We start from the raw sequence: 26930 nt of genomic DNA, 5'->3' as shown, positions 1-26930 counted from the left end.
TTTCGCGTTAGCGGACCTCACATGACCGATACCCGTTTCGATCCGTCCTCCGCTGACGGGCGCTGGCAGCGCGCGTGGGAAGAGGCCGGCACCTTCACCGCCGACAGCTCGAGCCCGAAGCCCAAGAGCTATATCCTCGAGATGTTCCCCTATCCTTCGGGGCGCATCCACATGGGCCACGTGCGCAACTATACGATGGGCGACGTGCTGGCGCGCTACAAGAAGATGCGCGGGTTCGAAGTGCTGCACCCGATGGGCTGGGACGCGTTCGGCATGCCCGCGGAAAACGCAGCGATGGAAAAGAAGGTCCATCCGGGCGGCTGGACCCGTTCGAACATCGACGCGATGAAGGCGCAGCTGAAGCGGATCGGCTTCGCGCTCGACTGGACCCGCGAATTTGCCACCTGCGACCCCGAATATTACGGGCATGAACAGGCGCTGTTCATCGACATGTACGAGGCGGGCCTCGTCTACCGCAAGTCGAGCGAAGTGAACTGGGACCCGGTCGATATGACCGTGCTCGCCAACGAGCAGGTGATCGACGGCAAGGGCTGGCGCTCGGGCGCCGAAGTCGAGAAGCGCAAGCTCGACCAGTGGTTCCTCAAGATCACCGATTTCGCCGAGGAGCTGCTGGCGGGGCTGGGCGAGCTCGATCAGTGGCCCGACAAGGTCCGGCTGATGCAGGAGAACTGGATCGGCAAGTCCTCGGGCCTCGAATTCTCCTTCGACCTGTCGAGCGGCGAAAAGCTGCCGGTCTACACGACGCGCCCGGATACGATTTTCGGGGCGAGCTTCGTCGCGGTCGCCGCCGACCATCCGGTCGCGCAAGGCGTCGCGGCGCAGGACCCGCTGGCGGTCAGGTTCATCGAAGAATGCAAGCGCGGCGGGACGACCGCCGCCGAGCTCGAGACGGCCGAGAAACTCGGCTTCCGCACCGATATCACTGCGACACATCCCTTCACCGGCGAGGCCATGCCGCTGTTCATCGCCAACTTCGTGCTGATGGATTACGGCACCGGCGCGGTCATGGGCGTCCCCGGCCATGACCAGCGCGACTTCGAATTCGCGACCAAGTACGAACTGCCGATCGTGCGGGTGGTCGCCAGCGATGTCAGCCAAGCCGATGCGCCGATGGCGGGTGAGGCCGAGCCCGGCGACGGCGTGATCGTCAACTCGGACTTCCTCGACGGAATGAGCGTCGAGGATGCCAAGGCCGAGGTCATCAAGCGGATCGAAGCAGAGGGCCGGGGCGAGGGCACGACCGTCTGGCGGCTACGCGACTGGGGCGTTTCGCGCCAGCGCTATTGGGGTACGCCGATCCCGTTCATCCACTGCGCCCAAGAAAACGGTGGCTGCGGCGTGGTGCCGGTGCCCAAGGACCAGCTGCCGGTCGTGCTGCCCGAAGACATCGATTTCGAAACGCCCGGCAACCCGCTCGAACGGCACCCGACATGGAAGTACGTCGATTGCCCCGAATGCGGCGGCAAGGCGCGGCGCGAGACCGATACGCTCGATACTTTCGCCGACAGCTCGTGGTATTTCCTGCGCTTCGCGAGCCAGCCCGACAACGCGCCGTTCGACCCCGAGGAGGTCGCCGCGTGGCTCCCGGTCGACCAGTATATCGGCGGGATCGAGCACGCGATCCTGCACCTGCTCTACGCCCGCTTCTGGACCCGCGCGCTGGAGCGGATCGGCAAGCTCGAAGTGAAGGAACCCTTCGCCGCGCTGTTCACGCAGGGCATGGTGACGCACGAGACCTACAGCCTCGGCGACGGCAGCTGGCTTTCGCCCAACGAAGTCCGCAAGGACGGCGAGGACTATGTCCATATCGAGAGCGGTGCGCCGGTGACCGCAGGCCGCGTCGTCAAGATGTCGAAATCGAAGAAGAACGTCGTCGATCCCGACAACATCATCAACACCTATGGCGCCGACGCCGCGCGCTGGTTCATGCTGTCGGACAGCCCGCCAGAACGCGACCTGCCGTGGTCCGAAAGCGGGATCGAGGGCTGCTGGCGCTTTGTCCAGCGGCTGTGGCGCCTGTTCGACCAGGTCGACCCGTCGGCAACCGGCGAGGACAAGGCGCTGGCGCGCAAAGCGCACCAGGCGATCGTCGCGGTGGCCGAGGATATCGAGGCGCTGAGCTTCAACAAGGCGGTGGCGCGCATCTACGAACTCACCAGCGCCGCCGAAAAGGCCGAGCCGGGCGAGAGCCGCAATTTCGCGATCCGCACGGTCCTGCACCTGATCGCGCCGATGATGCCGCACCTTGCCGAAGAAGCCCATGCCAAGCTTGGGCAGGACACACTCATCGCAAACGCGGCATGGCCCGAGCACGATCCGGCGATGCTGGTCGAGGACGAGGTGACCATCGCGGTCCAGCATATGGGCAAGCTGCGCGACACCGTGACTGCGCCCAAGGGTGCTTCGAAAGAGGATCTCGAAGCGCTTGCGCTCGCCAGCGAGAACGTCCAGCGTTCGATCGATGGAGCGGACATTCGCAAGGTGATCGTCGTGCCCGACCGGTTGGTGAACATCGTAACCTGATGCGCGCACTGCTCGCCCTGATCGCGCTCGTCGCGCTGCCATCCTGCGGGTTGCAGCCGATGTATGCCGGTGGCGGGAGCGCGAGCGTCGCGCAGGGCATGGCGGCGATCGATGTCCCGGCGATCCCGGGACGCGAGGGCTGGCTGGTGCGCAATGCGCTCGAGGAGCGCTTCGGCGCGGGCGGCGAGGCGACGCCGCAGTACCGGCTCGACGTGCGGCTCGACGATGCGCTCGAAGCGCTCGGGGTGCTCAACGATGACACGATCACCCGCGAACGCCGCATCCTGCGCGCGCGGTACCAGCTGGTCGACCTCGCGACGGGAGAAATCCTGCTAGACGCCACCGCCGGTGCCGACGCCGGTATCGACGTCGTGTCGAGCGAATATGCGACCATTGCGGCCGAGCAGAGCGCGCTTGAAAACCTCGCCAAGGAAGTGGCCGATCGCATGGTGACGCGGATTGCCTTGACCCTGCGCCAGCGCGCGAGCGAAGACGGCGCGCGGTGATCGCGCAATGAAGGCCACCCAGAAGGATTTCGCCCGGGGGCTGCCGCGCGGGGCGGAGAAAGCGGGCATCTTCTTCTTCTGCGGGCCCGACGAAGCGGGGGCTTCGGCCGCTGCGGCGAAGGTGATCGAAGCGCTGCCCGATGCGGGAGAGCGCGTCGACATGGCGGGGGCCGACCTCAGGCGAGACCCGGCCCTGCTCGGCGACGAAGCGCGCACCGAAAGCCTGTTCGGAGACAAGCGCCACATCCTGGTGCGCGCCAGCGGCGACGAGGCGCACGATGCCCTCAAGGTGCTGATCGAAACCGGCGATGTCGGTGCGGGTGAAGCGGCGCCGGTGCTCGTGGTGGCGACCTCTGCGACCGACAAGTCGCGCACCGCGAAGCTGCTCGAAAAGCGTCCCGATGCGCTGGTGGCGATGTTCTATCCGCCCGACCTGATGACCGTTGCCGCGTCGGTGCGCGCGATGGCCGATACGGCGGGACTGCGGCTCGGCGGCGACCTTGCCGAGCGGATTGCGCGGGCTGCCGGCCTCGACGTGCGGCTGGCGCAATCGGAAGTGACCAAGCTGGCGCTGTATTGCGATGCCGATCCGCAGTCGCCCAAGACCGCCAGCATCGGAGACTATGACGCAATCGGTGCGGCGACCGAGGAGGACGGGTTCCAGCCGGTCGTCAACGCGGTGATGGGTGGAGAACTGAACCGCGTTTCGGGCGAAGTGAAGCGGATGCGCGAGCTCGGCCTCAATCCGGTCGGCCTGCTGCTCGCGCTCGAGCGGCGTGCGGCGCAACTGGCTCAGATCACCGCCAAGCTGGGCCCGCGCGGTTCGTTCGACAATCTCGGTCGGGGCGAGAAGGCGCAGCTCGGGATCTTCTGGAAGGACGAGCGCGACATCCGGCACCAGCTATCCCGTTGGCATCGGCGCAAGCTCGACCGGCTGATCCCGCGCCTTGTCATGGTGCACCGCAACCTGCTGTCGAACAGCCAGGCAGCAGAGCTTTTGCTGGCCCAGGATCTGGCCGAAATCGCCCGTTTCGCGGCCAAGCGTTGATAAATCGCGGCAATCGCGCTCTTCGCAGTCGCAATATACCTCCAAATATGAGATGCAGCCCGAATAAGTAAAAACACGTATCGGACAGTACCGATAAGGGCGTGCGTAATGAACAAGTTCACAGGGCCGCTGCTGAACGAGGTTCAACCCGACCGGGTTGAATCCCGGATCGCGCCCTCGCTCGAGCGGCGCAGGCTGCGTGCCTACGTCCTGATGCTGCTGATCGACGCGGTACTGATCAACCTCAGCTTTGCCGTCGCGGCCTTCGTTTACGAGGGGCGCTGGTGGGAACCGCGCTCGATGCTGGTCGCGCAAACGTTGCTGCCACTCTACATGACCATCGCGCTCTATAACTCAAGCTATGGTGCGCGCGCGCTCGACGATTGGCTCTACGCCACGCGGCAGGCGGTCACTGCGCTGGCGGTATCTGCTGCCCTGCTCAATTTCGTCGCCTTTTACACCAAGTCAAATGCCGAGTTTTCGCGCGTTGCGGTAACGCTCGGATTGATCCTCGCGGCGGCAATGCTGCTGGGATTCCGGCGCCTGATCCCGGTCGTGATCGAACGGTTCTGGGGTGGGCGCACCCGCAACCGGCTGGTGATCGACGACGGGGGCTCGGATTTTCCGTACCCGCAGGCGACTGTCGTGTCCGCTGCCGAACTGGGCCTCGATCCCACCAGCCACGATCCCTACATGCTCGACCGGCTCGGAAAGCTCCTGCGCAACCAGGACAAGGTGGTGGTCAGCTGACCGCGTTCGCGCCGCCAGCAATGGGCGTTTCTGCTCAAGTCGGCGGGCATCTATGGCGAGATCGTCAGCGAACCGGCGCACGATCTCGGGGCCGTCGGGGTGCACCGCTACGAGAAGCTCGACCGCACGACGCTGGTCGTATCGACCGGGCCACTCGGCTTGCGCGGGCGCATCATCAAGCGCGGCTTCGACGTTTGCGCCGCAACCCTTGGCCTCATCGCGCTTTCGCCGCTGCTGCTGTTGGTGGCGCTGCTCATCAAGCTCTAGGATGGCGGGCCGGTGCTGTTCGTCCAGCGCAGGCTGGGGCGCGGCAACCAGTTCTTCGAAATGCTCAAGTTCCGCTCGATGCGGGTCGAAAAGAACGACCAAAACGGCGACCGGTCGACCGCGCGCGATGATGACCGGATCACGAGGATCGGCGCGTTCATCCGCGCCACGAGCATCGACGAGCTGCCGCAGCTGATCAATGTGCTGCGCGGCGACATGTCGGTCGTCGGCCCGCGCCCGCACGCGCTCGGCAGTCGCGCGAAAAACAAGTATTTCTGGGAAGTCGACGGCCAGTACTGGCAGCGTCACAGCCTCAAGCCCGGCCTCACCGGTCTCGCGCAGGTGCGCGGCCATCGCGGTGCGACCGAGCGGGAAAAGGATCTGACCGACCGGCTCCAGTCGGATCTCGAATATATCGCAGGCTGGTCGCTTCGGCGGGATATCCAGATCATCGCCAAGACCCTGTGGGTCCTGCGGCACGAAAACGCTTACTGAGCGCGGTTTAGTCGTCCTCGTCGCCCTGCGGCACGGTGAACGTGCCGGTGACCCGGCCGCTGCCCGATCCGCTCAGATCCGATCCGCCCGATGGATTGCCGTCGACGCTCGAAATCCCGCTCCGCAGATCGATCACCAGCCGGCCGCCGTTGAGCGTGTCATTGCCGCGCTGCAGCCGGACGTTGCCCGCCATGGTGATGATCCGGCGGTCGAGGTCGTAGATCGCGACATCGCCGCGCGCGCTTTCGTTGCCCCTGCTCACCGTCACTCCGCCGCTCGCCGTGATGCGCTGGATATCGAGCGATCCGTCATCGTCGGAATAATTGAGCAGCATGCGGTCCGAACTCACGGTCAGTCCTGCCTGAGTAATTGTAACGCCGCCGGTGAACGAAATCCGGTCCGAGCGTCCCTCGGCCACGGTGCGCCCGGCATTCAGGTTGATCGGTGCGCGCGAATTGTGCGCGGCTATACCTTGCGCGTTGAGATAGGCACCTCCCGCGAGCGCCAGCGTGAGGGCAAAGCCGCCCGCCATCCATGCGAGGGCAATCCGGCCCAGCCGGTTCCGGTTCGGGGGAGACGCCGCGGTGTTCGTATCTGCAATCATGGCATCCTCAACTGGCCGGGAACTATCCTCATGCGTGTATTCCCTTCAAGTGTGACCGTGCGTGCGTCAAGATCGGCCCGCATGCGGTCGGCGGAGAATGTGCCGGCCGGAATCTCGCCCTCGACTCCGCCATCGCCGCTGATGGTGCGCTCGTCGAGATTGATCGACACGCCGCGCGCGACCATCGAATACCCGTCGGCTGCGCTCAGCCGGACCGCGCCATCGATCGTCACGATCTCGCTGTCGATATCGTAAGTGCCTCCGGAAGCGGTCAACCTTGCCGGACCGTCGGACAACAGCAATTGCGCAACCAGCTCATCCATACGCACCAGGCCTTCGGCGCTCGAACGTTGCACTGCCTCGCCGGCCGTGATCGAGAAGGGGCGGCCCGCATTGTCGCGCCCGCGATACATCGCGTTGTCGACACTGAGCCGCTCGTCGATCACCGCGACCTCGTTGCGGTCGAGCAGAAAGCTGACCTCGCCGCGAGGGGAAAGCGGAGTGATGACCATCAAGGCTGCGACGATCCCGACGCCGAGCGGCAGGGCGCGGGCGAGGAAGCCGACCAGACGATCGTGCGAACCGCCCGGAGCGGCAAAGTGCTGCCGCTTGTTGCGCAGCTCCTTCGCTTCGCTGGTCTCGATCCGGCGCTTCATCACCATGGCGGCGTGCTCGGGCTCCCTGCGAATTACGAGTGGTTGAAGATATCGTGCTCTGCCCAGCCGGCGATATCGAGTTCGGCGCGGGTGGGAAGGAAATCGAAGCACGCCTGCGCAATGTGCATGCGACCTTCGCGCTCGAGCCGCACGGTGAGTTCGTCGCGCAGGCGGTGAAGGAAGCGCACATCGGAGGCGGCGTAGTCGCGCTGCGCTTCGCTCAGATCGGGCCCGCCCCAGTCCGAGCTCTGCTGCTGTTTCGAAATGCTCTCGCCGAGCAGCTCGTCGGTCAGGTTCTTGAGCCCGTGACGGTCGGTGTAGGTGCGCACCAGCTTGCTGGCGATCTTGGTGCAGAACACCGGCGTGGCCATCACGCCGAGGTAGTAATGGATCGCGGCGAGATCGAAGCGGGCGTAGTGGAACAGCTTCGTGCGCGAGGGGTCGCCGAGGATGCGGGTGAGGTTGGGTGCCTCATACTCGCTGCCCGGCGAAAAGCGCACCAGATGTTCGTCGCCCGATCCGTCGCTGATCTGCACCACGCACAGCCTGTCGCGGTGCGTGATGAGACCCATGGTCTCGGTATCGACTGCGAGCGCGCCCCCCGAAACGGAAACGTCTTCGAGCACGCCATCGGGCAGGTCTTCTTCGTGAAAATATACGGCCATATCGCCAGTGCCCTACGCCGATTGGGGATAGAGGGAAAGAGGCGAGTGGTGCGCGGCGCGACGCGCGGTGTATCCTGCGGGCACGATGGCAACCGAGGATATTCCCCAAAGCTGGCGGCCTGTGCTCGAACCGGCGCTGCAAACCCCCGAAGCACGGCGGCTCGGCGGCTGGCTGCGTGCCGAAGAGGATGCCGGCAAGACGATCTATCCGCCGCGCGGGCAAAGGCTGGCGGCGCTGGCGCTCACCCCGCTCGAAGACGTGCGCGTCGTGATCCTCGGGCAGGATCCCTACCACGGACCGGAGCAGGCGCATGGCCTCGCCTTTTCGGTGCAGGACGGGGTGAAGATCCCGCCGTCGCTGGTGAATATCTACAAGGAGCTCGAAAGCGATCTCGGGATCGAGCGCCCGTCGCATGGCAATCTTTCCCGCTGGGCCGAGCAGGGCGTGCTGCTGCTCAACAACACGCTGACGGTGCAGGCGTCGCAGGCGGGCAGCCATGCCGGACGCGGGTGGGACGCGATCACCGATGCGGCGGTGCAGGCGGTTGCCGAAAGCGGTAATCCCACCGTCTTCATCCTGTGGGGCAGCCATGCAAAGAAGAAGGCGGGACGGGTGAAAGCACTGGGATCGGGCGACCATCACCTCGTGCTGACCGCGCCGCACCCGAGCCCGCTCTCGGCACATAACGGCTTTTTCGGCTCGCGCCCGTTCAGCCAGGCCAACGCCTTCCTCGAACGCCACGGGCGCGGTGCGATCGACTGGGCGGTCTAGAGCGGAAGGGCTTGGCGGACGCCCTGCTTGGCGGCATAAATCGCATTCTTGAGGGGGAGACACACCATGCACCGTTTCAGATCTATCGCCGTTTCGCTTGCCGTCGGGGCCTCGCTGGTCGCCGTGCCGGTCGCCTTGCAGGCGCAGGAATCGCAGGCGGCGGCGAAGGAGTCCGACGAAGCGGCGGAGATGGCCAAGCAGATGGCCGCCGCGCGCGAGGCGCTTGTGGTTGCGGACATCTGGCTCGACAAGTATCGCAAGCGCAACCGCATCCCGGCGTTCTCGGTCGCGATGGTCAAGGGCGACGACACCCTTTTCTCGAAGGGCTACGGCTTCACCGACCGCGAGATGACGAAGCCCGCCCGGCCCGACACGATCTATTCGATCTGTTCCATTTCCAAGCTGTTCACCGCCGTCGCCTTCATGCAGCAGTGGGAAAAGGGCAGCGTCCGGCTCGACGATACGGTCACCACCCACCTGCCATGGGCGACGCTCGCGCCCGACGATCGCGAAAGCGTTCCGATCACCATGCGCGGGCTCCTGACGCATTCGGCAGGCTTGCCGCGCGAATCCGCGCATCCCTATTGGACCGGGCCCGATTTCCCGTTCCCGACGCAGGCGGAAATCCGGACCACGATGGCGGGGCAATCCCCGCTCTATCCGGCCTCGACCACCTGGCAGTATTCGAACCTCGGCCTCACGCTGGTGGGCGAGACCGTCGAGTCCGTCAGCGGGGAGCCCTATGGCGACTACGTTTCCACCCGCATCCTCGAACCGCTCGGTATGGAGAACACTCGGCCCTACATCCAGTCCGACAAGCATGGCGGACAGATGGCGGTCGGTTGGGGCTCGCTGCACGAGGACGGAACCCGCCCCGACGTCGCGCTGTTCGATGCGAAAGGAATCAACCCTGCCGCCGGGTTCAGTTCGACGGTCGAGGATCTGGCCAGGTTTGCCGCGTGGCAGTTCAGGCTGCTGCGGACCGGCGAGCCCGAAGTTCTGCGCGCCTCGACGCTGCGCGAAATGCAGCGTGTTCACTACATCACCCCCGACAAGGAAACCACCTGGGGGTTGGGTTTCGCGATCTACGATATCGATGGCACCGGCTTCGTCGGCCACGGCGGGAGTTGCCCGGGCTATCGCAGCACGCTGATGATGAACCTCGAAAACGAATTCGCCATTGCGCTGGCGATGAACACGATGGAATCGCCGGGCGCGATCGCATCGCAGCTGGCCGGGCTGCTCGGCAATCGCAAGGACGCCGAGGAGTTCGAAGCGCCCGAGGGTATCGAGGTGGACCTTTCCGATTATGCCGGTTTCTACGATTCGCAGCCTTGGGGCCGTGAATGGGTGATCGTGCCGTGGGCGGGCGGTCTCGCGAGCGTCGAGGTCAGCTATGACGAGCCTAGCGGTGGGATCGGACGATTGAAGCCGCTGGGCGACGATCGATTCCGCGTCATCAATGACGAGGGCGAGGAACGCGATATCGTCACCTTCCACCGTAAGGATGACGGTTCGATCGACTATATCGAGCGTTTCGGAAACCGCGATTATTTCGCGCGACCGCTTGCGGGTGACTGAGGAGGAAGCCCGAGCGGCGCTGCTCGCACGGCAGGCGGAACTGGCCGAAGAAGACCGGATCAGCGCCGAGGGGCGCGCGCCGGTGACGCTGCAGCAGGACAGCGTCGGGCGCCTCTCGCGGATGGACGCGATGCAGCAGCAGGCGATGGCGCAGGCGCAGGAGCGCCGCCGTGCAGCCGAGCGCGCCCGGATCGCCGCGGCGCTCGATCGGATCGACGAAGGCGAATGGGGTTACTGCGTCAAATGCGGCGAGGAGATCGCCGAGAAGCGCCTTGCCCATGATCCGAGCGTCGCGCGGTGTGTGGGGTGCGCGACCGGCAGCTGAAACCGGACTGCGCCTAGCGCGGCAGTTCGGTCACGCCCATCAGCGCTTCGTCGACGCTGCGCGCGCATTGGCGGCCTTCGCGGATCGCCCATACGACGAGACTTTGCCCGCGCCGCATGTCGCCGCAGGTGAACACATTCTCGACGCTGGTTGCGTAGCGATCGGTGTCTGCTGCAACATTGCCGCGATCGGTCAGTTCGACCCCGGCTTGTTCGAGCATTCCAGCCTTCTTGGGTCCGACAAAGCCCATCGCAAGCAGGATCAGATCGGCGGGAATGGTGAACTCGCTGCCGACGATCTCGCGCATTTCCCCGTCGACCCATTCGACGCGCGCGCATTCCAGCCCGGTGACCTTTTCGCCATCGCCGATGACGCGCTTGGTCAGGACCGCCCAGTCGCGCTCGACGCCTTCCTCATGGCTCGACGAGGTGCGCAGCTTCAGCGGCCAATCGGGCCATGTCAGCGCCTTGTCTTCCTTTTCGGGCGGCTTGGGCATGATTTCGAGCTGCGTGACGCTCTTTGCGCCCTGCCGGTTCGAGGTGCCGACGCAATCGCTGCCCGTGTCGCCGCCGCCGATCACGACGACATGCTTGTCGGTCGCGAGCAGACTTCCACGCGGCGCCGCGCGCACCTCGTCATCGCCGGCATTGCGCTTGTTCTGCTGCGTCAGGAACTCCATCGCCAGCCGCACGCCCGGCATTTCCGCGCCGGGGATGGATAACGCGCGCGCATCTTCCGATCCGCCGGCCAGCACAACCGCGTCGAAATTCTCCTCGAGGCTCTTGAACGAGATGTCGACGCCGACTTCCTTCGAGGTTTTGAAGGTTACCCCCTCGGCTTCCATCTGGATGCAGCGCCGACTGATCAGGTGCTTTTCCATCTTGAAGTCGGGGATCCCGTAGCGCAGCAGGCCGCCGACGCGGTCGCTCTTTTCGAACACGGTGACCGAGTGGCCGGCTCGCGCAAGCTGCTGGGCGCAAGCGAGACCAGCCGGTCCGGAGCCGACCACCGCGACCGACTTCCCGGTCTTTTTTTCGGGCACCTGCGGCTCGACCCAGCCTTCCTGCCAGCCGCGATCGATGATCGCGCATTCGATCGATTTGATCGTTACCGGCTGGTCGGTGATGTTGAGCGTGCAGCTGGCCTCGCACGGTGCGGGGCAGATGCGACCGGTAAACTCGGGGAAATTGTTGGTCGAATGCAGCAGGTCGAGCGCGTTCTTCCAGTCGTCCTCGTAGACGAGGTGGTTCCAGTCCGGGATCAGATTGTTCACCGGACAGCCGTTGTGACAATAAGGGATACCGCAGTTCATGCAGCGGCTCGCCTGTCCGGCCAGCGTCGCCTCATCCGGCTGGATCACGAATTCGCGATAGTTGCTCAGGCGTTCCTTGGGATCGAGATAGTCGCGATCGCGCCGATCCAGTTCGAGAAAGCCGGTTTCCTTACCCATTGTGTCTGACCTTTATTCCGCCGCGACCGACGCGGCTTCTTCGCGCTCGGCCTCGAGCGCTTCGAGCGCGCGCTTGTAATCGCGCGGCATGACCTTGACGAATTTGCCCAGCGCGGCGTCCCAGTCAGCCAACAGGTCGCCTGCAACCGCACTGCCCGTGTGGAGCTGATGCCGTTCCACGAGGATGCGCAGACGCTCGGCATCGTGACGCAGCATGTCGCCCATCCCGTAATCGTGGACCGAGCGCGGGCGCTGTGCCGGGCGACCGGTGCCTTCATCGGAGTCGGGCTGCGCCGAGATCTGCTCGAGATCGACCTGCGCGTGGTTGACGAGTTGCGAGAACCTGCCTTCGGGATCGTAGACATAGGCGACCCCGCCGCTCATGCCCGCAGCGAAGTTGCGCCCCGTCTTTCCGAGGACGACCACCACGCCGCCGGTCATGTATTCGCAGCCATGGTCCCCGGTGCCCTCGACGACCGCGATCGCACCCGAATTGCGGACCGCAAACCGCTCGCCTGCGACGCCGTTGAGGAACGCTTCGCCCGCAATCGCGCCATACAACACGGTGTTGCCGACGATGATGTTGTCGCCCGAGGCGCGCGGTACGCCATCGGGCTGGCGCACGATGATGCGACCGCCTGAAAGACCCTTGCCGACATAGTCGTTGGCATCGCCCGAGAGATCGAGCGTGACACCGTGCGCGAGCCAAGCGCCGAAGCTCTGCCCGGCCACGCCGGTGAGGTTGATGCGGACGGTGTCGACCGGCAGACCTTCGTGGCCGTGCGCCTTGGCGATCTCGCCCGAGAGCATGGCGCCGACGGTGCGATTGACGTTGCGTACCTCGTATTCGAGCTGGACCGGCTTGCCCGCTTCGATCGCGTCCTTCGCATCCTCGATGAGAGTGTTGTCGAGCGCCGCGCCGAGACCGTGATCCTGAATCTCGGTGTTGTGCAGAGGCACGCCTTCACCCACCTCCGGTGCGTGCAGCAGGCGGGTGAGATCGATCCCGCGCGCCTTCCAGTGGCGGTGCATGCGGGTCATGTCGAGCCGGTCGACCCGGCCGATCATTTCCTCGACCGTGCGGAAGCCCATATCCGCCATGATCTGGCGCAGCTCCTCCGCGACGAAGAACATGTAGTTGACCACATGCTCGGGCGTTCCGGTGAAGCGCTTGCGCAGCTCCGGATCCTGCGTCGCGACGCCGACCGGGCAGGTGTTGAGGTGGCATTTGCGCATCATGATGCACCCGGCGGCGATCAGTGGCGCGGTGGCGAAGCCGAACTCGTCCGCTCCGAGCAGCGCCCCGATCGCAACGTCGCGCCCGGTGCGCAGCCCGCCATCGACCTGCACCGCGATGCGCGTGCGCAGGTCGTTGAGCAGCAGCGTTTGCTGGGTTTCGGCGAGGCCGATTTCCCACGGGCTGCCCGCATGGGTCAGCGAGGTGAGCGGCGAAGCGCCGGTCCCGCCATCATAGCCCGAGATCGTGACATGGTCGGCACGCGCCTTGGAAACGCCTGCCGCGACCGTGCCGACGCCGACTTCGGAGACGAGTTTCACCGAAATCCGCGCGTCGGTGTTCACGTTCTTGAGATCGTGGATCAGCTGCGCGAGGTCTTCGATCGAATAGATATCGTGGTGCGGTGGCGGCGAAATCAGGCCCACGCCCGGGGTCGAGTGCCGGACCGCGCCGATGCGCTTGTCGACCTTGTGCCCCGGCAATTGCCCGCCTTCGCCCGGCTTTGCGCCCTGCGCCATCTTGATCTGGATATCGTCCGAATTAACGAGGTATTCGGTGGTGACACCGAACCGGCCCGAAGCCACCTGCTTGATCCGGCTGCGCATTGAATCGCCGTTGTCGAGCGGTTTGAAGCGGAACGGTTCCTCGCCGCCCTCGCCGGTGTTCGAGCGCCCGCCGATGCGGTTCATCGCGATCGCGAGGGTCGAATGCGCCTCGTGGCTGATCGATCCGAAGCTCATGGCTCCGGTACTGAAGCGCTTGACGATCTCGCTCGCCGGCTCGACTTCATCGAGCGGCAGCGGCTCGTCCGCTTTCTTCAGCTCCATCAGTCCGCGGATCGTCAGCAGCCGCTCGGACTGCTCGTTGATCGACCTGGCGAATTCCTCGTAGTTCTTCGGGTCGTTGCCGCGCACCGCGTGCTGGAGGTTTGCGACATTCGTCGGCGTCCAGGCATGCTCCTCGCCGCGCAGGCGATACTGGTAGATGCCGCCGACATCGAGCATGCCCTTGTAAAGCGGGTTGTCGCCATAGGCCTGCGCGTGGCGCCGCACGCTTTCCTCGGCGACTTCGTTCAGGCCGACGCCTTCGATCATGGTGGCAGTGCCGGTGAAATACTTCTCGACGAATTTGCTCGAGAGTCCGACCGCGTCGAATATCTGCGCGCCGCAATAGGACTGGTAGGTCGAAATGCCCATCTTGGACATGACCTTGCGGATGCCCTTGCCGATCGCCTTGATGTAATTTTGCTGGACCTGCTCGGCGGTAAGGTCCGAGTGCTTCTTGACCCGGATATCCTCGAGCGTTTCGAACGCGACATAAGGGTTGATCGCTTCCGCGCCATAGCCTGCGAGCACGCAGAAGTGATGCACTTCTCGCGCTTCGCCGGTCTCGATCACGAGGCCGGTCTGCATCCGCAGGCCCTGCCGCACGAGATGGTGGTGCACCGCCGCCGTGGCCAGCAGGGCGGGCATCGGCACGCGGTTCTCGTCCTGCGCGCGGTCCGAAAGCACGAGGATATTCTGGTCCTGCAGCACCGCTTCGGTCGCCGCCCAGCACATTTCCTTGAGCGCGAGTTCGATCCCTTCGACGCCCTGCGAGGCATCCCAGGTGATGTCGATCGTCTCGCAGCGGAAGGCCCCGTCCAGCACCGCCTCGACCGAACGGATCTTGGCGAGATCATCGTTGGTGAGGATCGGCTGGTCGACTTCGAGCCGCTTGTGCGTGCCCGCGTCGTGGCCCAGCAGGTTGGGACGCGGTCCGATCATCGACAGCAGGCTCATCACAAGCTCTTCGCGGATCGGGTCTATCGGCGGATTGGTGACCTGCGCGAAGTTCTGCTTGAAGTAATCGTAGAGCAGCCGCGCGCGGTTCGAAAGCACCGCGATCGGCGTGTCGGTGCCCATCGAGCCGACCGGATCGTCTCCGGCCACGGCCATCGGTTCGAGGAAGCGCGCGATGTCTTCCTGCGTGTAGCCGAAGGCCTGCTGGCGCTGGAGCAGCGTGGTGTGCTCTTCGGGAAGTTCGGACAGATCGGGTTCGATGTGGTCGATATCCTCGAGCTTGAACTGCGCCTGTTCGAGCCACTTGGCGAAAGGCTCGGACTGCGCGAGCTCGGCCTTGAGTTCTTCGTCCTCGATGATGCGGCCCTGTTCGAGATCGATCAGCAACATCTTGCCCGGCTGGAGGCGCCATTTGCGCACGATGTCTTCCTCGGCAAACGGCAGCACGCCGCTTTCCGAAGCAAGGCAGACGATATCGTCCTTGGTCACGCAATAGCGCGCGGGGCGCAGGCCGTTGCGGTCGAGTGTCGCACCGATCTGGCGGCCATCGGTGAAGCACACTGCCGCCGGGCCGTCCCAGGGCTCCATCAACGCGGCATGGTATTCGTAGAACGCGCGGCGATCGGGATCCATGAGGTCGTTGCCGCTCCACGCTTCGGGGATCAGCATCATCATCGCGTGCGCGAGGCTGTATCCGCCCGCGAGCAGCAGTTCGAGCGCATTGTCGAGGCAGGCGGTGTCGGACTGGCCGTGCGGGATGATCGGCCACATCTTGTCGAGATCGGGGCCCAGCAGGTCACTTTCCATCGTGCGGCGGCGGGCATTCATCCAGTTGACGTTGCCGCGCACCGTGTTGATCTCGCCATTGTGCGCGATCAGGCGGAACGGGTGGGCGAGCCGCCAGCTCGGGAAGGTGTTGGTCGAGAAACGCTGGTGCACGAGGCCGAAGGCCGAAACGCATTCGGGGTCGCGCAGGTCGTCGTAGAAACTGCCGACCTGGGTCGCCAGCAGCAGACCCTTGTAGACGATCGTGCGGCTCGAAAAGCTCGGCATGTAGGTCTCGGTGAGACCGGGCAGCCCGTGCTTTTCTGCAAGCGCGCCGAGCGGGTTGAGGACCTGCTTGCGCAGCGCGAGGATCTTGCGTTCGAAGGCGTCTTGGTCCGCGCAGCTCTCGCCACGCGCGACGATGGCTTGCCGGATAACCGGCATCGAGGCGAGCACGGCATCGCCGAGCCCGTCCTTGGTGGTCGGAACGTCGCGCCAGCCAAGGATAGTCTGGCCTTCCTTCGCGGCGAGCTCTTCGAACCGGTCGATCAGGAATTCGCGCGCTTCGTCGTCCTGCGGCATGAAACACATCGCCACCGCGTAATCGCCGACTGCGGGCAGATCGATATCTTCGCTATCCGCCCAGCGCCGGATCAGCGGATCGGGAATCTGCATCAGCAGACCCGCGCCGTCGCCGAGCAACGGGTCGGCGCCGACCGCGCCGCGATGGTCGAGCTTTTCCAGGATCTCGAGCGATTGCTCGATGATCGCATGGCTTTTGTCGCCCTTGATATGGGCGACCATGCCCACTCCGCAGGCGTCATGTTCATTGGCGGGGTCGTAAAGACCCTGGGAAGTGGGCAGTCCCATGGCAAAAGATCCGTTCTGTCAGATGCCGCTGCTTTCGGCCCCTCACGCGGTCAGCGCGCGGTCCGGACAGCGGCAGAATGTCGAGCGTGACTCACCAACGCGTGGGGCCCCGCATCGTTTCGACTATCCTTTGCCGACGGATTTGTGATTTTGCAACCGCGAAAGACGAAGTTTAATTACGCATACCTAAGCATGTGCTTTATGTTTCGTGCGCCAAGCGCATGGGATTGCCGAGCTTCTTGCAAATTTTGCGCGAAAACCGGTCGGATCAGGCCGCGCCGCGCAGATTTTGCAACTTTGCCAGCGCATCGCGCAGTTCGCGGGTGGAGTCGCGGAGGGCTGCGGCCTTGTCGTCGCCCGCAGCGCTTCCGAAATCGGAACGGAAGTCGAGCCCACCCTCGGTCAGGACCGTAAGCGCCCGCAGTGCTTCGGCGAGCGCGGCATCGCGTTTGGGTGTGCCAGCGGCATGACTGCGTTTGCGCTCGGCATCCTGGTGCTCGTGCAGCGCGACGGCGAAGCGCTCCACCATCTGAACAAGGCTGAGTTCGGCTGGCGGGACCTGACGCAGCTTCTCGACCGCCGATACGGCCGGTCGCGGAGCGGGCGGCTGATCGATCTCGTGCACTTCCGGCGCGCGGGACTGAGGTTCGTCTTCTTCTACCCAGACCGCATTGCGACCGGGCAGGTCGGCAAATTCGGCAAGGTCGAGTTCGCGCGGACGGCCGAGTGCCTCTTCCTTCACTATCTCTTCGCTCTCGCCGAAGCTCTCGCAGGTCGCTTCCAGAGCTTCCTGGAAGTCGCGGCGGGTAAAGCGAATTCCCGTGTTGGCCTTGTCGGGAGACTTTTCGGGGAGGACAGGCGGTTCGTCCTCGTAACCGCGCTCGGCAAGCTCTCCGAGCGTCGGCCCGCGCGGCGTCTCTTCCTCTTCCGCGGCCTCGCAGATTTGGGCTTCGTCGAGGACTAGCGGGTCCTCGTCGACATCCTCCGGTTCTTCGGCGGAATCCGGAATTGTCACTTCATCCGCACCGTCTTCTTCGATCGGTGCGTCGAGGCTTTCGCTGCCGAGTTCGGAGGCCGGATCGATCGGCTTGATCAGTTCGGTCACTTTGGAGGCGACGCCGCTTTTCCCTGTCGATCCTCCGCGCGAGCGCCGAATTGCAGCGGCAAGCGCGCCGGCGATTCCCCCGCATAGCAGCGCAGCGATAGCGGCGATCAGATATCCGGCGATCGCTCCGGTTCCGGCGAGCCCTGAAGCGGCTGCAAGGCGCGTGATCGTCGGTTCGGGCAGGACCAGGACAGAACACCCGCCCAGCGCCGCGCCCCATACCGTCACCATCGGCACGAAGGCAGGGTGGCTTGCAATCGACGCCTTCTTGCGTCCGCGACGTTTCGGGGACTTGCGCGGCGGCTCGGCCGCTCCCGCTTCCGCGTCCCGTGCAGCTTCGAATTCGGCAATGCGCTGTCGTAAAGCCCGCATTTCGCCCCTGCTCCTTGGCATGGGAAGCGGGTTTGCTCCCTATGCCCGTAAACCGTGTTGCCGCGCAGAGGGCAAAGACCCGCTGTCGCGATTAACATCGGCTAGCAGGACTTGGTAAACGGATAGATAACGCTGAACGTTCGTCGCCCAATCGTGCCGGGTGCGGACATGGTGCTCGCCGCGATGGCGCACCGCTTCCCATTCTTCGCGCGAAGAGAGGATCTCCGCCAGCGTTTCGGCGCAGGCTTCGGGATCGTCGGGCGCGAACAGATAGCCGGTCTCGTCATGGCTGATCAGCTCGCGGTGCCCGCCGACATTCGATGCGGCGACGATCCGGCGCTGGGCCATGGCTTCGAGCGGCTTGAGCGGTGTCACGAGATCGGTGAGCCGCGAGCGCTTGCGCGGATAGGCAAGCACGTCGATCAGCGAGTAATAGCGCTCGACTTCGGCATACGGCACGCGTCCGGTGAAGATAACGGCTTCCGGCTCGGGCAGTCGCGCGGCTGCGGCGCGCCATTCGGCGTCCATTTCGCCTGCGCCGACCAGCAGCAGACGGGCGCTTGGGCAGGAACGTCGCAGGATCGGCATGGACGCGATCAGATCGTCGACGCCCTCGTAATCGTAGAAGCTGCCGATGTAGCCGATCACCGGCGCGCCGTTTTCGATCCCGAGTTCGGCGGCCAGCGCATCGTCGCGCGGGAGCGGCTCGCCGAACAGCGAGAGATCGACGCCGTTGGGCATCACCCCGATCTTGCCCGGCGCAATTCCGCGAGCGATCAGGTCGTCGCGCAGCCCCTGGCAGATCGTGAAGACCGCGTCCGCGCGTTTCACCACCTGCGTTTCGAGGCTGCGGGTGAGGCGGTATTTGGCAGAGCCTTCGGTGCCGGTGCGGTTGCCCACCGCGGCATCTTCCCAGAAGGCGCGGATTTCATAGACCAGCGGAATGCCGAGCGCCTGCGCGGCGCGATAGGCTCCGCCGCCGCACAGCGCCGGCGAATGGGCGTGGATGACGTCGGGACGCCAGTCCTTCGCGAGCTCCTGGATCGCCGACGAAAGGGCTGCCATCTCGCGCATCTCGCTCACCATCATCGGCCCGTGCGGGACGCCTGCGGTGCGGTGGAAGGTGAGCCCATCGACCTCTTCCACAGCATCTTCGGTGGGCGCTTCGAGCTGGTGGCGCTGCGAAGTGATCCCGCGCACGTCCAGTCCCGCCTGCTCCTGCGCTTTCAAGATCGCGCGCGTGCGGAAGGTATAGCCGCTGTGCAGCGGCAACGAATGGTCGAGAACGTGAAGGACGCGAGTCATGCGCTCCCATTGCCATGATTGTGCTTAACGGAGCGTCAACTGCGTTTCGCTAGGGCGGATCAGTTGGAATGGGCCTAGCGCCCGCCTTGGACCCGCAAACGCATGATCGACTACATCGCCCTCAGCATCGGACACGGCCTGCTCGCGCTTGCGTTCTGGCACCTGTTCATGCGTCGCAGCGTCGATGTCGATCCGCTGATCGAAGAGCTCCGGGAGGCTGAGGCCGCCAACCGCAAGCTGACCAGCACGGCCGGACGCAATGCGGCGCGGCGCGAGGGATCAGACGCCTGATGCTCGACTTGGTCTTCCTCGCCTTCATCTTCTACGTCCTGCTGCTCGGGCTGCGGCGCCCGTTCCTGTGGGTGCTCCTGTATGTCTACATCGACATCATCGCCCCGCAGCGGATCGGGTATGCGCTGATCACCGATCTGTCGGTGTCCTTCATCGCCTTTGCCGCAGCCTTCGGCGGATGGCTGCTGCTCGACAACAAGCACGGACTACGCTTCACGCTGCGACAGGGGCTCATCCTCGCGCTGCTGGTCTATTGCTGGTGGACGACCGGCAATGCCGATTTCCCCGAACAGGCGGCGACCAAGTGGGAGTGGGTGTGGAAGGCGCTGCTGTTCGCGCTGTTCCTGCCCTTCACCATCACCACCCGCGCGCGGCTCGAAGCGCTCGCGCTGGTCCTCGTCCTGTCGGTCGCAACGATCGTCATCGGGACGGGTATGAAGACCGTCCTGGGCGGCGGGGGTTACGAGAACCTCAAATTCTTCGTCAACGACAACAGCGGCATCTACGAAAGCTCGACGCTGGCAACGGTCGCTATCGCGCTGACCCCGATGATCGCGTGGTTCACCCGCTACGGCACGATATTCAAGCCCAGCTGGGCGGTAACGACTTTCGCCGCGCTGCTGATCTTTGCCTGCCTGACGGTCCCGATCGGCACCGAGGCGCGTACCGGGCTCGTCTGTATCGCGGTGCTTGGCGTGCTGCTGTTGCGCTACGTCAAGCGGCGCGTTCTGTTCGTTGCGGCGGGCGCGGCACTGGGGCTCGCGGCGCTGCCGTTCCTTCCGCAAAGCTATTACGAACGGATGAGCACCATCGCCCAGCCGGGTGGCGATGAAAGCGCCTCCACCCGCGTCGCGGTGTGGACCTGGACCCTCGATTATGTCGCGGACAATCCCTTCGGCGGCGGTTTCGACGCCTATCGCGGCAACCGCTTCACCTACGAAATGCCGGTCAGGCAGGAAGACGGCAGCACCACCGCGATCGAATATCGTGAGATCACCGATGAGGGCCGAGCCTATCACTCGGCGATCTTCGAAGTGCTGGGTGAACAGGGCTATCCTGGCCTCGCGATCTGGTTGCTGCTTCAAGCGCTCGGCGTGTGGCAGATGGAGCGGGTGCGCCGACGCTGGAAGGACCGCCGCGACGAGACCGAGGCATGGATCGCTCCGATGGCGGCCTGCCTGCAACTCGCCAGCCTCGTCTACATCACCGGGGCGCTGTTCCAAGGCATCGCCTATCAGCCGGTGATGCTGATGATCATCGGCTTGCAGATCGGGCTCGACAATTACTGCAAGCGGGTCGAATCGGCGCGGCTCGATCTCGCCCGTTCCGAGCGCCGGCTGCCGCCCGATGAACGCGATGCCGGTGCTTCGGAACCGGTCCCCGGCGGCGCTGCGCCTGCGATGCCGTAACGGCACAAAAGCGCGCATTGCGCTCGGCTTTCTCCCCTGCCATGTAACGTGCACGTAAACCGGCCGCGCGGTGGGATTTCGTGCGGCGATAATGGCAGAGGAGCATCCCATGTCCCCACAGGAATTGGCCGAGAAAGTCGGCGAGAACATCGGCACCAGCGAATGGGTCGAAATGAGCCAGGAACGCATCAACCAGTTTGCCGATGCGACCGGCGACCATCAGTTCATCCACGTCAACGAAGAAGCCGCCAAGATGACGCCGTTCGGCGGGACCATCGCGCATGGCTTTCTGACGCTGTCGATGATGCCCTATCTCGGCGCCAACAGCGACACGCCCAAGATCGACGGCGTGAAAATGGGCGTGAACTATGGCGGCAACAAAACCCGCTTTATCGCTCCCGTCCGCGCCGGCAAGCGTATCCGCGGCCACTGGAAGCTGCTCGAAATGGTCGAGAAGCGCCCTGGCCAGTGGCAGCAAACCAGCGAAGTGACCATGGAGATCGAAGGCGAGGACAAGCCTGCCCTGATCTGCGAATGGATCACGATGTATTTCGTCTGAGCCGGGCTCGGACACACAATTTTCGAATACCGCCCCGCCGCGCGGGGCTGGATCCCATACCTTTTGAAAGGACTCCCCCATGTCACGCGATGCAGTCATCGTCTCCACCGCCCGCACGCCGATCGGGCGCGCTTACAAGGGCGGCTTCAACGCCACGCCGGGCGCCACGCTCGGCTCCTTCTCGTTTGCGCCCGCCGTCGAGCGCGCCAAGATCGATCCCGCCGAAATCGACGACGTCGTGTGGGGCGCAGTCCTCACGCAGGGTACGCAGGCCGGCAATATCGGCCGTCAGGTCGCGCTGCGCGGCGGCGCTCCGGTGACGGTTGCAGCCCAGACGATCGACCGCCAGTGCTCCTCCGGCCTGATGGCGATCGCCACCGCTGCCAAGCAGATCATCGTCGACAATATGGATATCGTCGTCGGCGGCGGTCAGGATTCGATCTCGATGGTGCAGACGCCCGAAATGCGCGTCGCCCCCGATCCTTCGCTGATCGCGATGCACAAGGACGTCTACATGCCGATGCTCGGCACCGCAGAGACGGTGGCTGCGCGGTACAACATCAGCCGCGAAGCGCAGGACGAATACGCGCTGCAATCGCAGATGCGCACCGCCGCCGCGCAGGAAGCGGGCAAGTTCGACGACGAAATCGTGCCGGCGACCACCACCATGATGGTCAAGGACAAGGAAACCGGCGAGGTTTCGCAGCAGGAAGTCACGATCACCAAGGACGAGGGCAACCGCCCATCGACCACGCTCGAAGGTCTCCAGGGTCTCAATCCTGTCATGGGACCGGACAAGGTCATCACCGCAGGCAACGCCTCGCAGCTTTCGGACGGTTCCTCGGCAAGCGTGCTGATGGAAGCCAAGGTCGCCGAGCAGAAGGGCCTCGAGCCGCTCGGCCGCTATGTCGGCATGGCGGTCGCGGGCACCGAGCCCGACGAAATGGGTATCGGCCCGGTCTTCGCAATTCCGAAGCTGCTTAAGCAAACCGGCCTCAAGATGGACGACATCGGCCTCTGGGAGCTCAACGAAGCCTTCGCAGTGCAGGTGCTGTACTGCCGCGACAAGCTCGGCATCGATAACGACATCCTCAACGTCAATGGTGGCTCGATCTCGATCGGCCACCCCTACGGCATGACCGGCGCGCGCTGCACCGGCCACGCGCTGATCGAAGGCAAGCGCCGCGGCGCGAAATACGTCGTCGTCACCATGTGCGTAGGCGGCGGCATGGGCGCAGCGGGCCTGTTCGAGGTGTTCTAAGCCCGTGGCGGTCTTCCGCTCACACTGGGTCTGGTTCTTTGCTGTACTGACTGTCGTCAGCGGATTTGATTACTGGGATCATATCTCACGCCCGGGGTCTCCTTTCTCGGAGGCCCCGGGCGCCTGGTTTGCGTTTACTCTCGCATGCCATTCCAGCCTGTGCGCGGTAGCATATGGCCTTGCGGCCGCACTCAAGCGCCTGCCGATCCAGCCGTTGATTGCCGATACCGCAGGGGTCGGCGGCGCCGTGGCTTTCCATTTGCTCCTGACGGGTCCGCTATGGGATGGGATCTTTTGGACCGGTGATCTGCACTTCAATGCGGGGATCGTGCCCATGCTCGCTGCATGCTTTTTGTACCTTCTCTACCGGTTGGCATTCGGTTTCTTCGCTCATCTTCTTGGAAACCATCCCAAAAGCTTGCCGTAAAGACGAAAGCCGCGCATTCTTCCCCGCAATGGGCATCATGGAAATCATCGGGATCGCGGGCAGCGTCAGCCTGCTCTCGGGCTGGCGGCTTTATCTGTGCGTGTTCGCGACCGGTCTTGCGATGCGATTCGATGCGCTGCCTGTGCCCGAGCATCTTGCGAGCTTGGCCGTACTCGAAAACCCGTGGGTGATGGGGATCGCGCTGGTCGGAGCGCTGGCGGAATTCTTTGCCGACAAGGTGATGTGGCTCGACAGCATCTGGGACACCGTCCACACGCTGGTCCGCCCGGTCGGCGGGGCGCTCCTGGCGCTGGCGATCGTCGATCCCTCTGACCCGGCGATGCAGGTGATCGCGTTCCTGCTCGGCGGAGGCGCGAGCTTCCTCGCGCATGGAGGCAAGGCGAGCGCGCGGGCGGTGGTCAACACGAGTCCCGAACCGGTGAGCAATGTCGCGGTTTCGGGACTGGAGGACATCGCCACGGTCGGCCTGCTATGGCTGGCCTACGAATATCCCGTAGTCGCGGCGGGCATTGCGCTCGTGCTGCTCGCCATCGCGATCGCGCTCCTCCTGATAGCGCGGCGGATAATCAGGCGGGTGTTCTTCCGGGTGCGAGAGCCCGATACCTAGGTGTATTCGAAGACGAATTCCTCGACCACCGGCGCGACCTTGTTGCGCCAGCGGCTGCCGTTGAAGATGCCGTAGTGTCCGGCACCTTCGGCCATGTAGTATTTCTTCTTGTCCTGGGAGAGGCCGCTGGCCAGCTTGAGCGCCGCCCTGGTCTGTCCGAGCCCCGAAATGTCGTCGCGTTCGCCTTCGATCGCGAGCAGCGCGGTGTCGGTGATCTGCGTCAGATCGACGATCTCGCCCTTGTGACGGAATTCGCCGTTGGGGATCGAGTGCTTCTGGAACACCTCTTCGACCGTCTGGAGATAGAATTCCGCGGTCATGTCGCACACCGCGCGATACTCGTCGTAGAAATCCTTGGTCGCCTGCGCGCTGTCCTCGTCCCCCGCGGTGAGGTGTTTGAACATCTCGTAATGGCTCATCATGTGGCTTTGCAGGTTCATGCTCATGAACGCCGAAAGCTGCATGAAGCCGGGATAGACCTTGCGCCCCGCGCCGCGATAATTCGTCGGCACGGTCGCGATCACGGACCGCCGGAACCATTCGATCGGGCGGTTCATCGCGTGATCGTTGACGCTGGTCGGGCTTTCGCGCGTGTCGATCGGGCCGCCCATCATCGTCAGCGTCTTCGGGGCCGCGGGCGAATTGTGCTGATTTAGCAGGGCGGTCGCGGCGAATGCCGGGACCGAAGGTTGGCACACCGCCATCATGTGGGGGCGTTCGCCATCGCCCTCGATGCGGATTTGCTCGAGAAATGCGGTCAGGTAGTCGATGTAATCGTCGAGATCGAAATGGCCTTCGTGGAGCGGCACCAGCTTCGCATCGGCCCAATCGGTGATGTAGACGATGCAGCTTTTCAGCATGCGCTCGACCGTGCCGCGCAGCAGCGTGGCGTAGTGCCCGCTCATCGGGGCGACGATCAGCAGCCGCGGCGAAGTTTCGGGCAGGCCGGTATGGCGAAAGCGCTTGAGATCGCCGAACGGCCGGTTGACCACCGTGGCTTCCTCGACAGGGTGGATCTCACCGTCGATTTCGACTTCCGTGATGCAGAAAGCGGGCTTGCCGTAATTCGCCGTGGCGTGCGCGAACACGTCGAGCGCGTTGGCGGCCATCGGCATGAGGCCGACCCGACCGAACGGATTGGCCGGGCTGGAAAGCATTTCGGAACTGATCGAAGCCCAGGAACTGACCGAATTGAGCCAGCTGCGCTGCAGTTCATAGGCGTGGTAAAGCATGGGTGCCCCGTATCTGGCAGGGCGAGCCGTCGCGCGGCTGCCTGCGTGTTATTCGATCCCCTTACACCTAGATAGATGGGCGCTTTCGCGCGATTGTGCAATGCACAAAAGGTTTTCGTACCGGACTTGGCGGGGGGCTGTGTGCTTTTTGCACGTGAAATTTGTGCTGGCCGTGTCTAGATCGGCGGGACGATGGACGCGCCAACTACGCAGGATCCCGAAGTCGAAGAGCTCGACGACGCCGAGAAGCCACGCAAACCGCGTTCGCTCGCGCCGCTGCGCATGGTCTATCGCGAGGCGGCGAGATACCCGAGAGAGATCCGGTTTGCGCTTTTCTCGTTGTTGATCACTGCGGGCGCGACGCTGGCGATTCCGTGGCAGTTCAAGGTCATCATCGACGAGGCATTCGTCGGGAATGCGGGGCCGGAGCAGATCGCTACGGCTTTTCAATACCTGTTGATGATCGTCGTGCTTCTCGGGATTGGAACGGCGCTGCGTTTCTACTTTGTCAGCTGGATCGGGGAGCGGGTCGTAGCCGACATCCGCCTCAAGGTTCAACGCAACCTGATGCGGCTTTCTCCCAGCTTTTACGAGGAAAACAGCCCAAAAGAGATCTCGAGCCGGATGACGTCGGACACCGCGATCATCGAGACCGTCGTTGGAACCACCGTATCGATCGCCCTGCGCAACACGCTGACCGCGATCGGGGGCACCGCGCTGCTGCTGTATCTCGCGCCGACGCTCACAATCGGGTTGTTGATCGGTATCCCTTTGGTGCTCGCGCCGATCGTCTTTTTCGGTCGCAAGATCCGTACGATTTCGCGGTCGAGCCAGGACCGGGTGGCTGATGTCGGCGCCTATGTCTCCGAAGTGCTCGGCGCGATGAAGATCGTCCAGAGCTTCGGCCAGGAGCGCCGCGAGGGCGACCGCTTCGGCGAAGTCGTCGAGCGAACGTTCGAAACCGCACGTAAGCGGATCATCCTACGTGCCGCGATGACCTCGATCGTGATCGTCCTGATTTTCGGCGGGATCACGCTGGTGATGTGGCGCGGCGCGATCGCGGTTTCCGAAGGGGCGATCAGCGGCGGCACTATCGCCGCTTTCGTGATTACCGGCGGGATTGTCGCAGGTGCGTTCGGCGCGCTGACCGAGGTCTATGGCGACCTGTTGCGCGGCGCAGGGGCGGCCTCCCGCCTCGCCGAACTGCTCGAGGCCAGGCCGACCATTGCTGCGCCGGCACGCCCCGAGAAGCTGCCCGAACCGCCGCGCGGAAGTCTCTCGTTCCGCAATGTCACTTTCCGCTATCCGGCCCGGCCAGAAACCCCTGCGCTCAAGGATTTCACGCTCGAGATCGAACCGGGCGAGACGGTTGCGATCGTCGGTCCTTCGGGGGCAGGCAAGTCGACGATCTTCCAGCTGGTCGAGCGGTTTTACGATCCGCAGCTCGGCACCATCCGCCTCGACGGCGTGCCGCTGACCAAGGCCGATCCCGCCGATATCCGCGAGCGGCTCGCACTGGTGCCGCAGGACGGCGTGCTGTTCAGCGCCAATGCGCGCGACAATTTGCGCTATGGCAAATGGGACGCCTCCGACGAGGAAATCTGGGAGGCTGCGCGCGCGGCCAATGCCGAGACGTTCCTGCGCGACCTGCCCGAAGGGCTCGACACCTATCTCGGCGAAGGCGGCACGCAATTGTCCGGCGGCCAGCAGCAACGCGTTGCGATCGCACGCGCGCTCCTGCGCGACGCGCCGGTCCTTCTGCTTGACGAGGCGACCAGCGCGCTCGACGCGGAAAGCGAGCAACTGGTGCAGCAAGCGCTCGACGAGCTGATGAAAAGCCGCACCACGCTGGTGATCGCTCACCGGCTCGCCACCGTGCGCGCGGCCGACCGGATCGTCGTTCTCGAAGGGGGCGAGATCGTCGAACAGGGCAACCATGCCGAACTTTCGGCTGCGGGCGGGCTCTATTCGCGCCTCGCCAAGCTGCAGTTCACCGCCACGCAGGCGGCCTGATTCCCGACCGGA

24 protein-coding genes are annotated in these 26930 nt (G+C 64.4%); 16 read left to right on the top strand and 8 right to left on the bottom strand.

The annotated features are described in order from the left end of the window. Positions 1–21: 21 nt before the first annotated feature. The 6 genes from leuS (at position 22) to ACI5KX_RS00925 (ending at position 5610) form a co-directional block, all read left to right on the top strand. A complete protein-coding gene (leuS, locus tag ACI5KX_RS00950; RefSeq protein ID WP_406808809.1) occupies positions 22–2544 on the top strand; it encodes a leucine--tRNA ligase in 2523 nt (840 codons plus the stop codon). Then, complete coding sequence (gene lptE / locus ACI5KX_RS00945; protein WP_406808808.1) at positions 2544–3050, top strand: LPS assembly lipoprotein LptE; 507 nt, start codon at positions 2544–2546, stop codon at positions 3048–3050. Before leuS ends, lptE begins: the two co-directional genes overlap by 1 nt. A gap of 7 nt (positions 3051–3057) precedes the next feature. After that, entirely contained in the window at positions 3058–4098 is a 1041-nt protein-coding gene (holA, locus tag ACI5KX_RS00940; protein WP_406808807.1) for a DNA polymerase III subunit delta, read from the top strand. Between the two features lie 108 nt (positions 4099–4206). Then, a complete protein-coding gene (locus tag ACI5KX_RS00935) occupies positions 4207–4848 on the top strand; it encodes a hypothetical protein (protein ID WP_406808806.1) in 642 nt (213 codons plus the stop codon). 99 nt (positions 4849–4947) lie between these two features. Beyond that, positions 4948–5115, top strand: coding sequence for a hypothetical protein (locus ACI5KX_RS00930; protein WP_406808805.1), 168 nt, complete (start codon positions 4948–4950; stop codon positions 5113–5115). A 12-nt stretch (positions 5116–5127) separates the two neighbouring features. Then, on the top strand, positions 5128–5610 hold the full coding sequence (locus ACI5KX_RS00925) for a sugar transferase (RefSeq protein WP_406808804.1): 483 nt from the start codon (positions 5128–5130) through the stop codon (positions 5608–5610). 7 nt (positions 5611–5617) lie between these two features. Here the strand turns inward: ACI5KX_RS00925 and ACI5KX_RS00920 are convergent, their stop codons facing one another. The 3 genes from ACI5KX_RS00920 to ACI5KX_RS00910 are packed head-to-tail and all read right to left on the bottom strand — an operon-like array spanning position 5618 to position 7535. Continuing rightward, positions 5618–6214 carry an LptA/OstA family protein gene (locus tag ACI5KX_RS00920; protein WP_406808803.1) on the bottom strand — a complete coding sequence of 199 codons (597 nt, stop codon included), beginning with the start codon at positions 6212–6214 and terminating at the stop codon, positions 5618–5620. Next, complete coding sequence (lptC, locus tag ACI5KX_RS00915; RefSeq protein ID WP_406808802.1) at positions 6211–6876, bottom strand: LPS export ABC transporter periplasmic protein LptC; 666 nt, start codon at positions 6874–6876, stop codon at positions 6211–6213. The genes ACI5KX_RS00920 and lptC overlap by 4 nt, the downstream gene beginning before the upstream one ends. Positions 6877–6902: 26 nt before the next feature. Continuing rightward, positions 6903–7535 carry a ribonuclease D gene (locus ACI5KX_RS00910; protein ID WP_406808801.1) on the bottom strand — a complete coding sequence of 211 codons (633 nt, stop codon included), beginning with the start codon at positions 7533–7535 and terminating at the stop codon, positions 6903–6905. An 85-nt stretch (positions 7536–7620) separates the two neighbouring features. Here ACI5KX_RS00910 and ung point away from each other — a divergent pair, with 85 nt between their 5' ends. The 3 genes from ung (at position 7621) to ACI5KX_RS00895 (ending at position 10213) form a co-directional block, all read left to right on the top strand. Then, entirely contained in the window at positions 7621–8307 is a 687-nt protein-coding gene (ung, locus tag ACI5KX_RS00905; RefSeq protein ID WP_406808800.1) for a uracil-DNA glycosylase, read from the top strand. Positions 8308–8373: 66 nt separating this feature from the next. Next, positions 8374–9888, top strand: coding sequence for a serine hydrolase domain-containing protein (locus ACI5KX_RS00900; protein ID WP_406808799.1), 1515 nt, complete (start codon positions 8374–8376; stop codon positions 9886–9888). Next, positions 9881–10213: a TraR/DksA family transcriptional regulator gene (locus tag ACI5KX_RS00895; protein WP_406808798.1), complete on the top strand. Its 333-nt coding sequence runs from the start codon at positions 9881–9883 to the stop codon at positions 10211–10213. Before ACI5KX_RS00900 ends, ACI5KX_RS00895 begins: the two co-directional genes overlap by 8 nt. Before the next feature lie 13 nt (positions 10214–10226). Here the strand turns inward: ACI5KX_RS00895 and ACI5KX_RS00890 are convergent, their stop codons facing one another. From ACI5KX_RS00890 to ACI5KX_RS00875, 4 genes are all read right to left on the bottom strand, one after another. Beyond that, positions 10227–11663: a glutamate synthase subunit beta gene (locus ACI5KX_RS00890; RefSeq protein ID WP_406808797.1), complete on the bottom strand. Its 1437-nt coding sequence runs from the start codon at positions 11661–11663 to the stop codon at positions 10227–10229. Positions 11664–11675: 12 nt separating this feature from the next. Then, a complete protein-coding gene (gene gltB / locus ACI5KX_RS00885) occupies positions 11676–16316 on the bottom strand; it encodes a glutamate synthase large subunit (protein WP_406808796.1) in 4641 nt (1546 codons plus the stop codon). A gap of 268 nt (positions 16317–16584) precedes the next feature. Next, a complete protein-coding gene (locus tag ACI5KX_RS00880) occupies positions 16585–17793 on the bottom strand; it encodes a hypothetical protein (protein ID WP_406808795.1) in 1209 nt (402 codons plus the stop codon). A 39-nt stretch (positions 17794–17832) separates the two neighbouring features. Continuing rightward, complete coding sequence (locus ACI5KX_RS00875; RefSeq protein WP_406808794.1) at positions 17833–19098, bottom strand: TIGR04063 family PEP-CTERM/XrtA system glycosyltransferase; 1266 nt, start codon at positions 19096–19098, stop codon at positions 17833–17835. A 102-nt stretch (positions 19099–19200) separates the two neighbouring features. Here ACI5KX_RS00875 and ACI5KX_RS00870 point away from each other — a divergent pair, with 102 nt between their 5' ends. From ACI5KX_RS00870 to ACI5KX_RS00845, 6 genes are all read left to right on the top strand, one after another. Continuing rightward, positions 19201–19389 carry a hypothetical protein gene (locus tag ACI5KX_RS00870; protein WP_406808793.1) on the top strand — a complete coding sequence of 63 codons (189 nt, stop codon included), beginning with the start codon at positions 19201–19203 and terminating at the stop codon, positions 19387–19389. Further along, positions 19389–20798 (top strand): putative O-glycosylation ligase, exosortase A system-associated, encoded by a 1410-nt coding sequence (locus ACI5KX_RS00865; RefSeq protein WP_406808792.1) that lies wholly within the window; start codon positions 19389–19391, stop codon positions 20796–20798. Before ACI5KX_RS00870 ends, ACI5KX_RS00865 begins: the two co-directional genes overlap by 1 nt. A 109-nt stretch (positions 20799–20907) precedes the next feature. Further along, entirely contained in the window at positions 20908–21357 is a 450-nt protein-coding gene (locus ACI5KX_RS00860) for a MaoC family dehydratase (protein ID WP_406808791.1), read from the top strand. Between the two features lie 79 nt (positions 21358–21436). Beyond that, complete coding sequence (locus ACI5KX_RS00855; protein ID WP_406808790.1) at positions 21437–22618, top strand: acetyl-CoA C-acyltransferase; 1182 nt, start codon at positions 21437–21439, stop codon at positions 22616–22618. Positions 22619–22622: 4 nt separating this feature from the next. After that, on the top strand, positions 22623–23045 hold the full coding sequence (locus ACI5KX_RS00850; RefSeq protein ID WP_406808789.1) for a hypothetical protein: 423 nt from the start codon (positions 22623–22625) through the stop codon (positions 23043–23045). A gap of 28 nt (positions 23046–23073) precedes the next feature. Continuing rightward, on the top strand, positions 23074–23673 hold the full coding sequence (locus ACI5KX_RS00845) for a DUF4126 domain-containing protein (protein WP_406808788.1): 600 nt from the start codon (positions 23074–23076) through the stop codon (positions 23671–23673). Here ACI5KX_RS00845 and ACI5KX_RS00840 read toward each other — a convergent pair. After that, on the bottom strand, positions 23670–24905 hold the full coding sequence (locus ACI5KX_RS00840; RefSeq protein WP_406808787.1) for a polyhydroxyalkanoate depolymerase: 1236 nt from the start codon (positions 24903–24905) through the stop codon (positions 23670–23672). The two genes, ACI5KX_RS00845 and ACI5KX_RS00840, sit on opposite strands and share 4 nt — an antisense overlap. Positions 24906–25097: 192 nt before the next feature. Between ACI5KX_RS00840 and ACI5KX_RS00835 the strand changes: the two genes are divergently transcribed. After that, positions 25098–26918, top strand: coding sequence for an ABC transporter transmembrane domain-containing protein (locus ACI5KX_RS00835; protein ID WP_406808786.1), 1821 nt, complete (start codon positions 25098–25100; stop codon positions 26916–26918). The last annotated feature ends 12 nt before the right edge of the window (positions 26919–26930 follow it).

Source organism: Erythrobacter sp. GH1-10 (genome assembly GCF_045363165.1).
GTDB lineage: Bacteria > Pseudomonadota > Alphaproteobacteria > Sphingomonadales > Sphingomonadaceae > Erythrobacter.
This window is presented reverse-complemented; position numbering and strand designations above follow the sequence as displayed.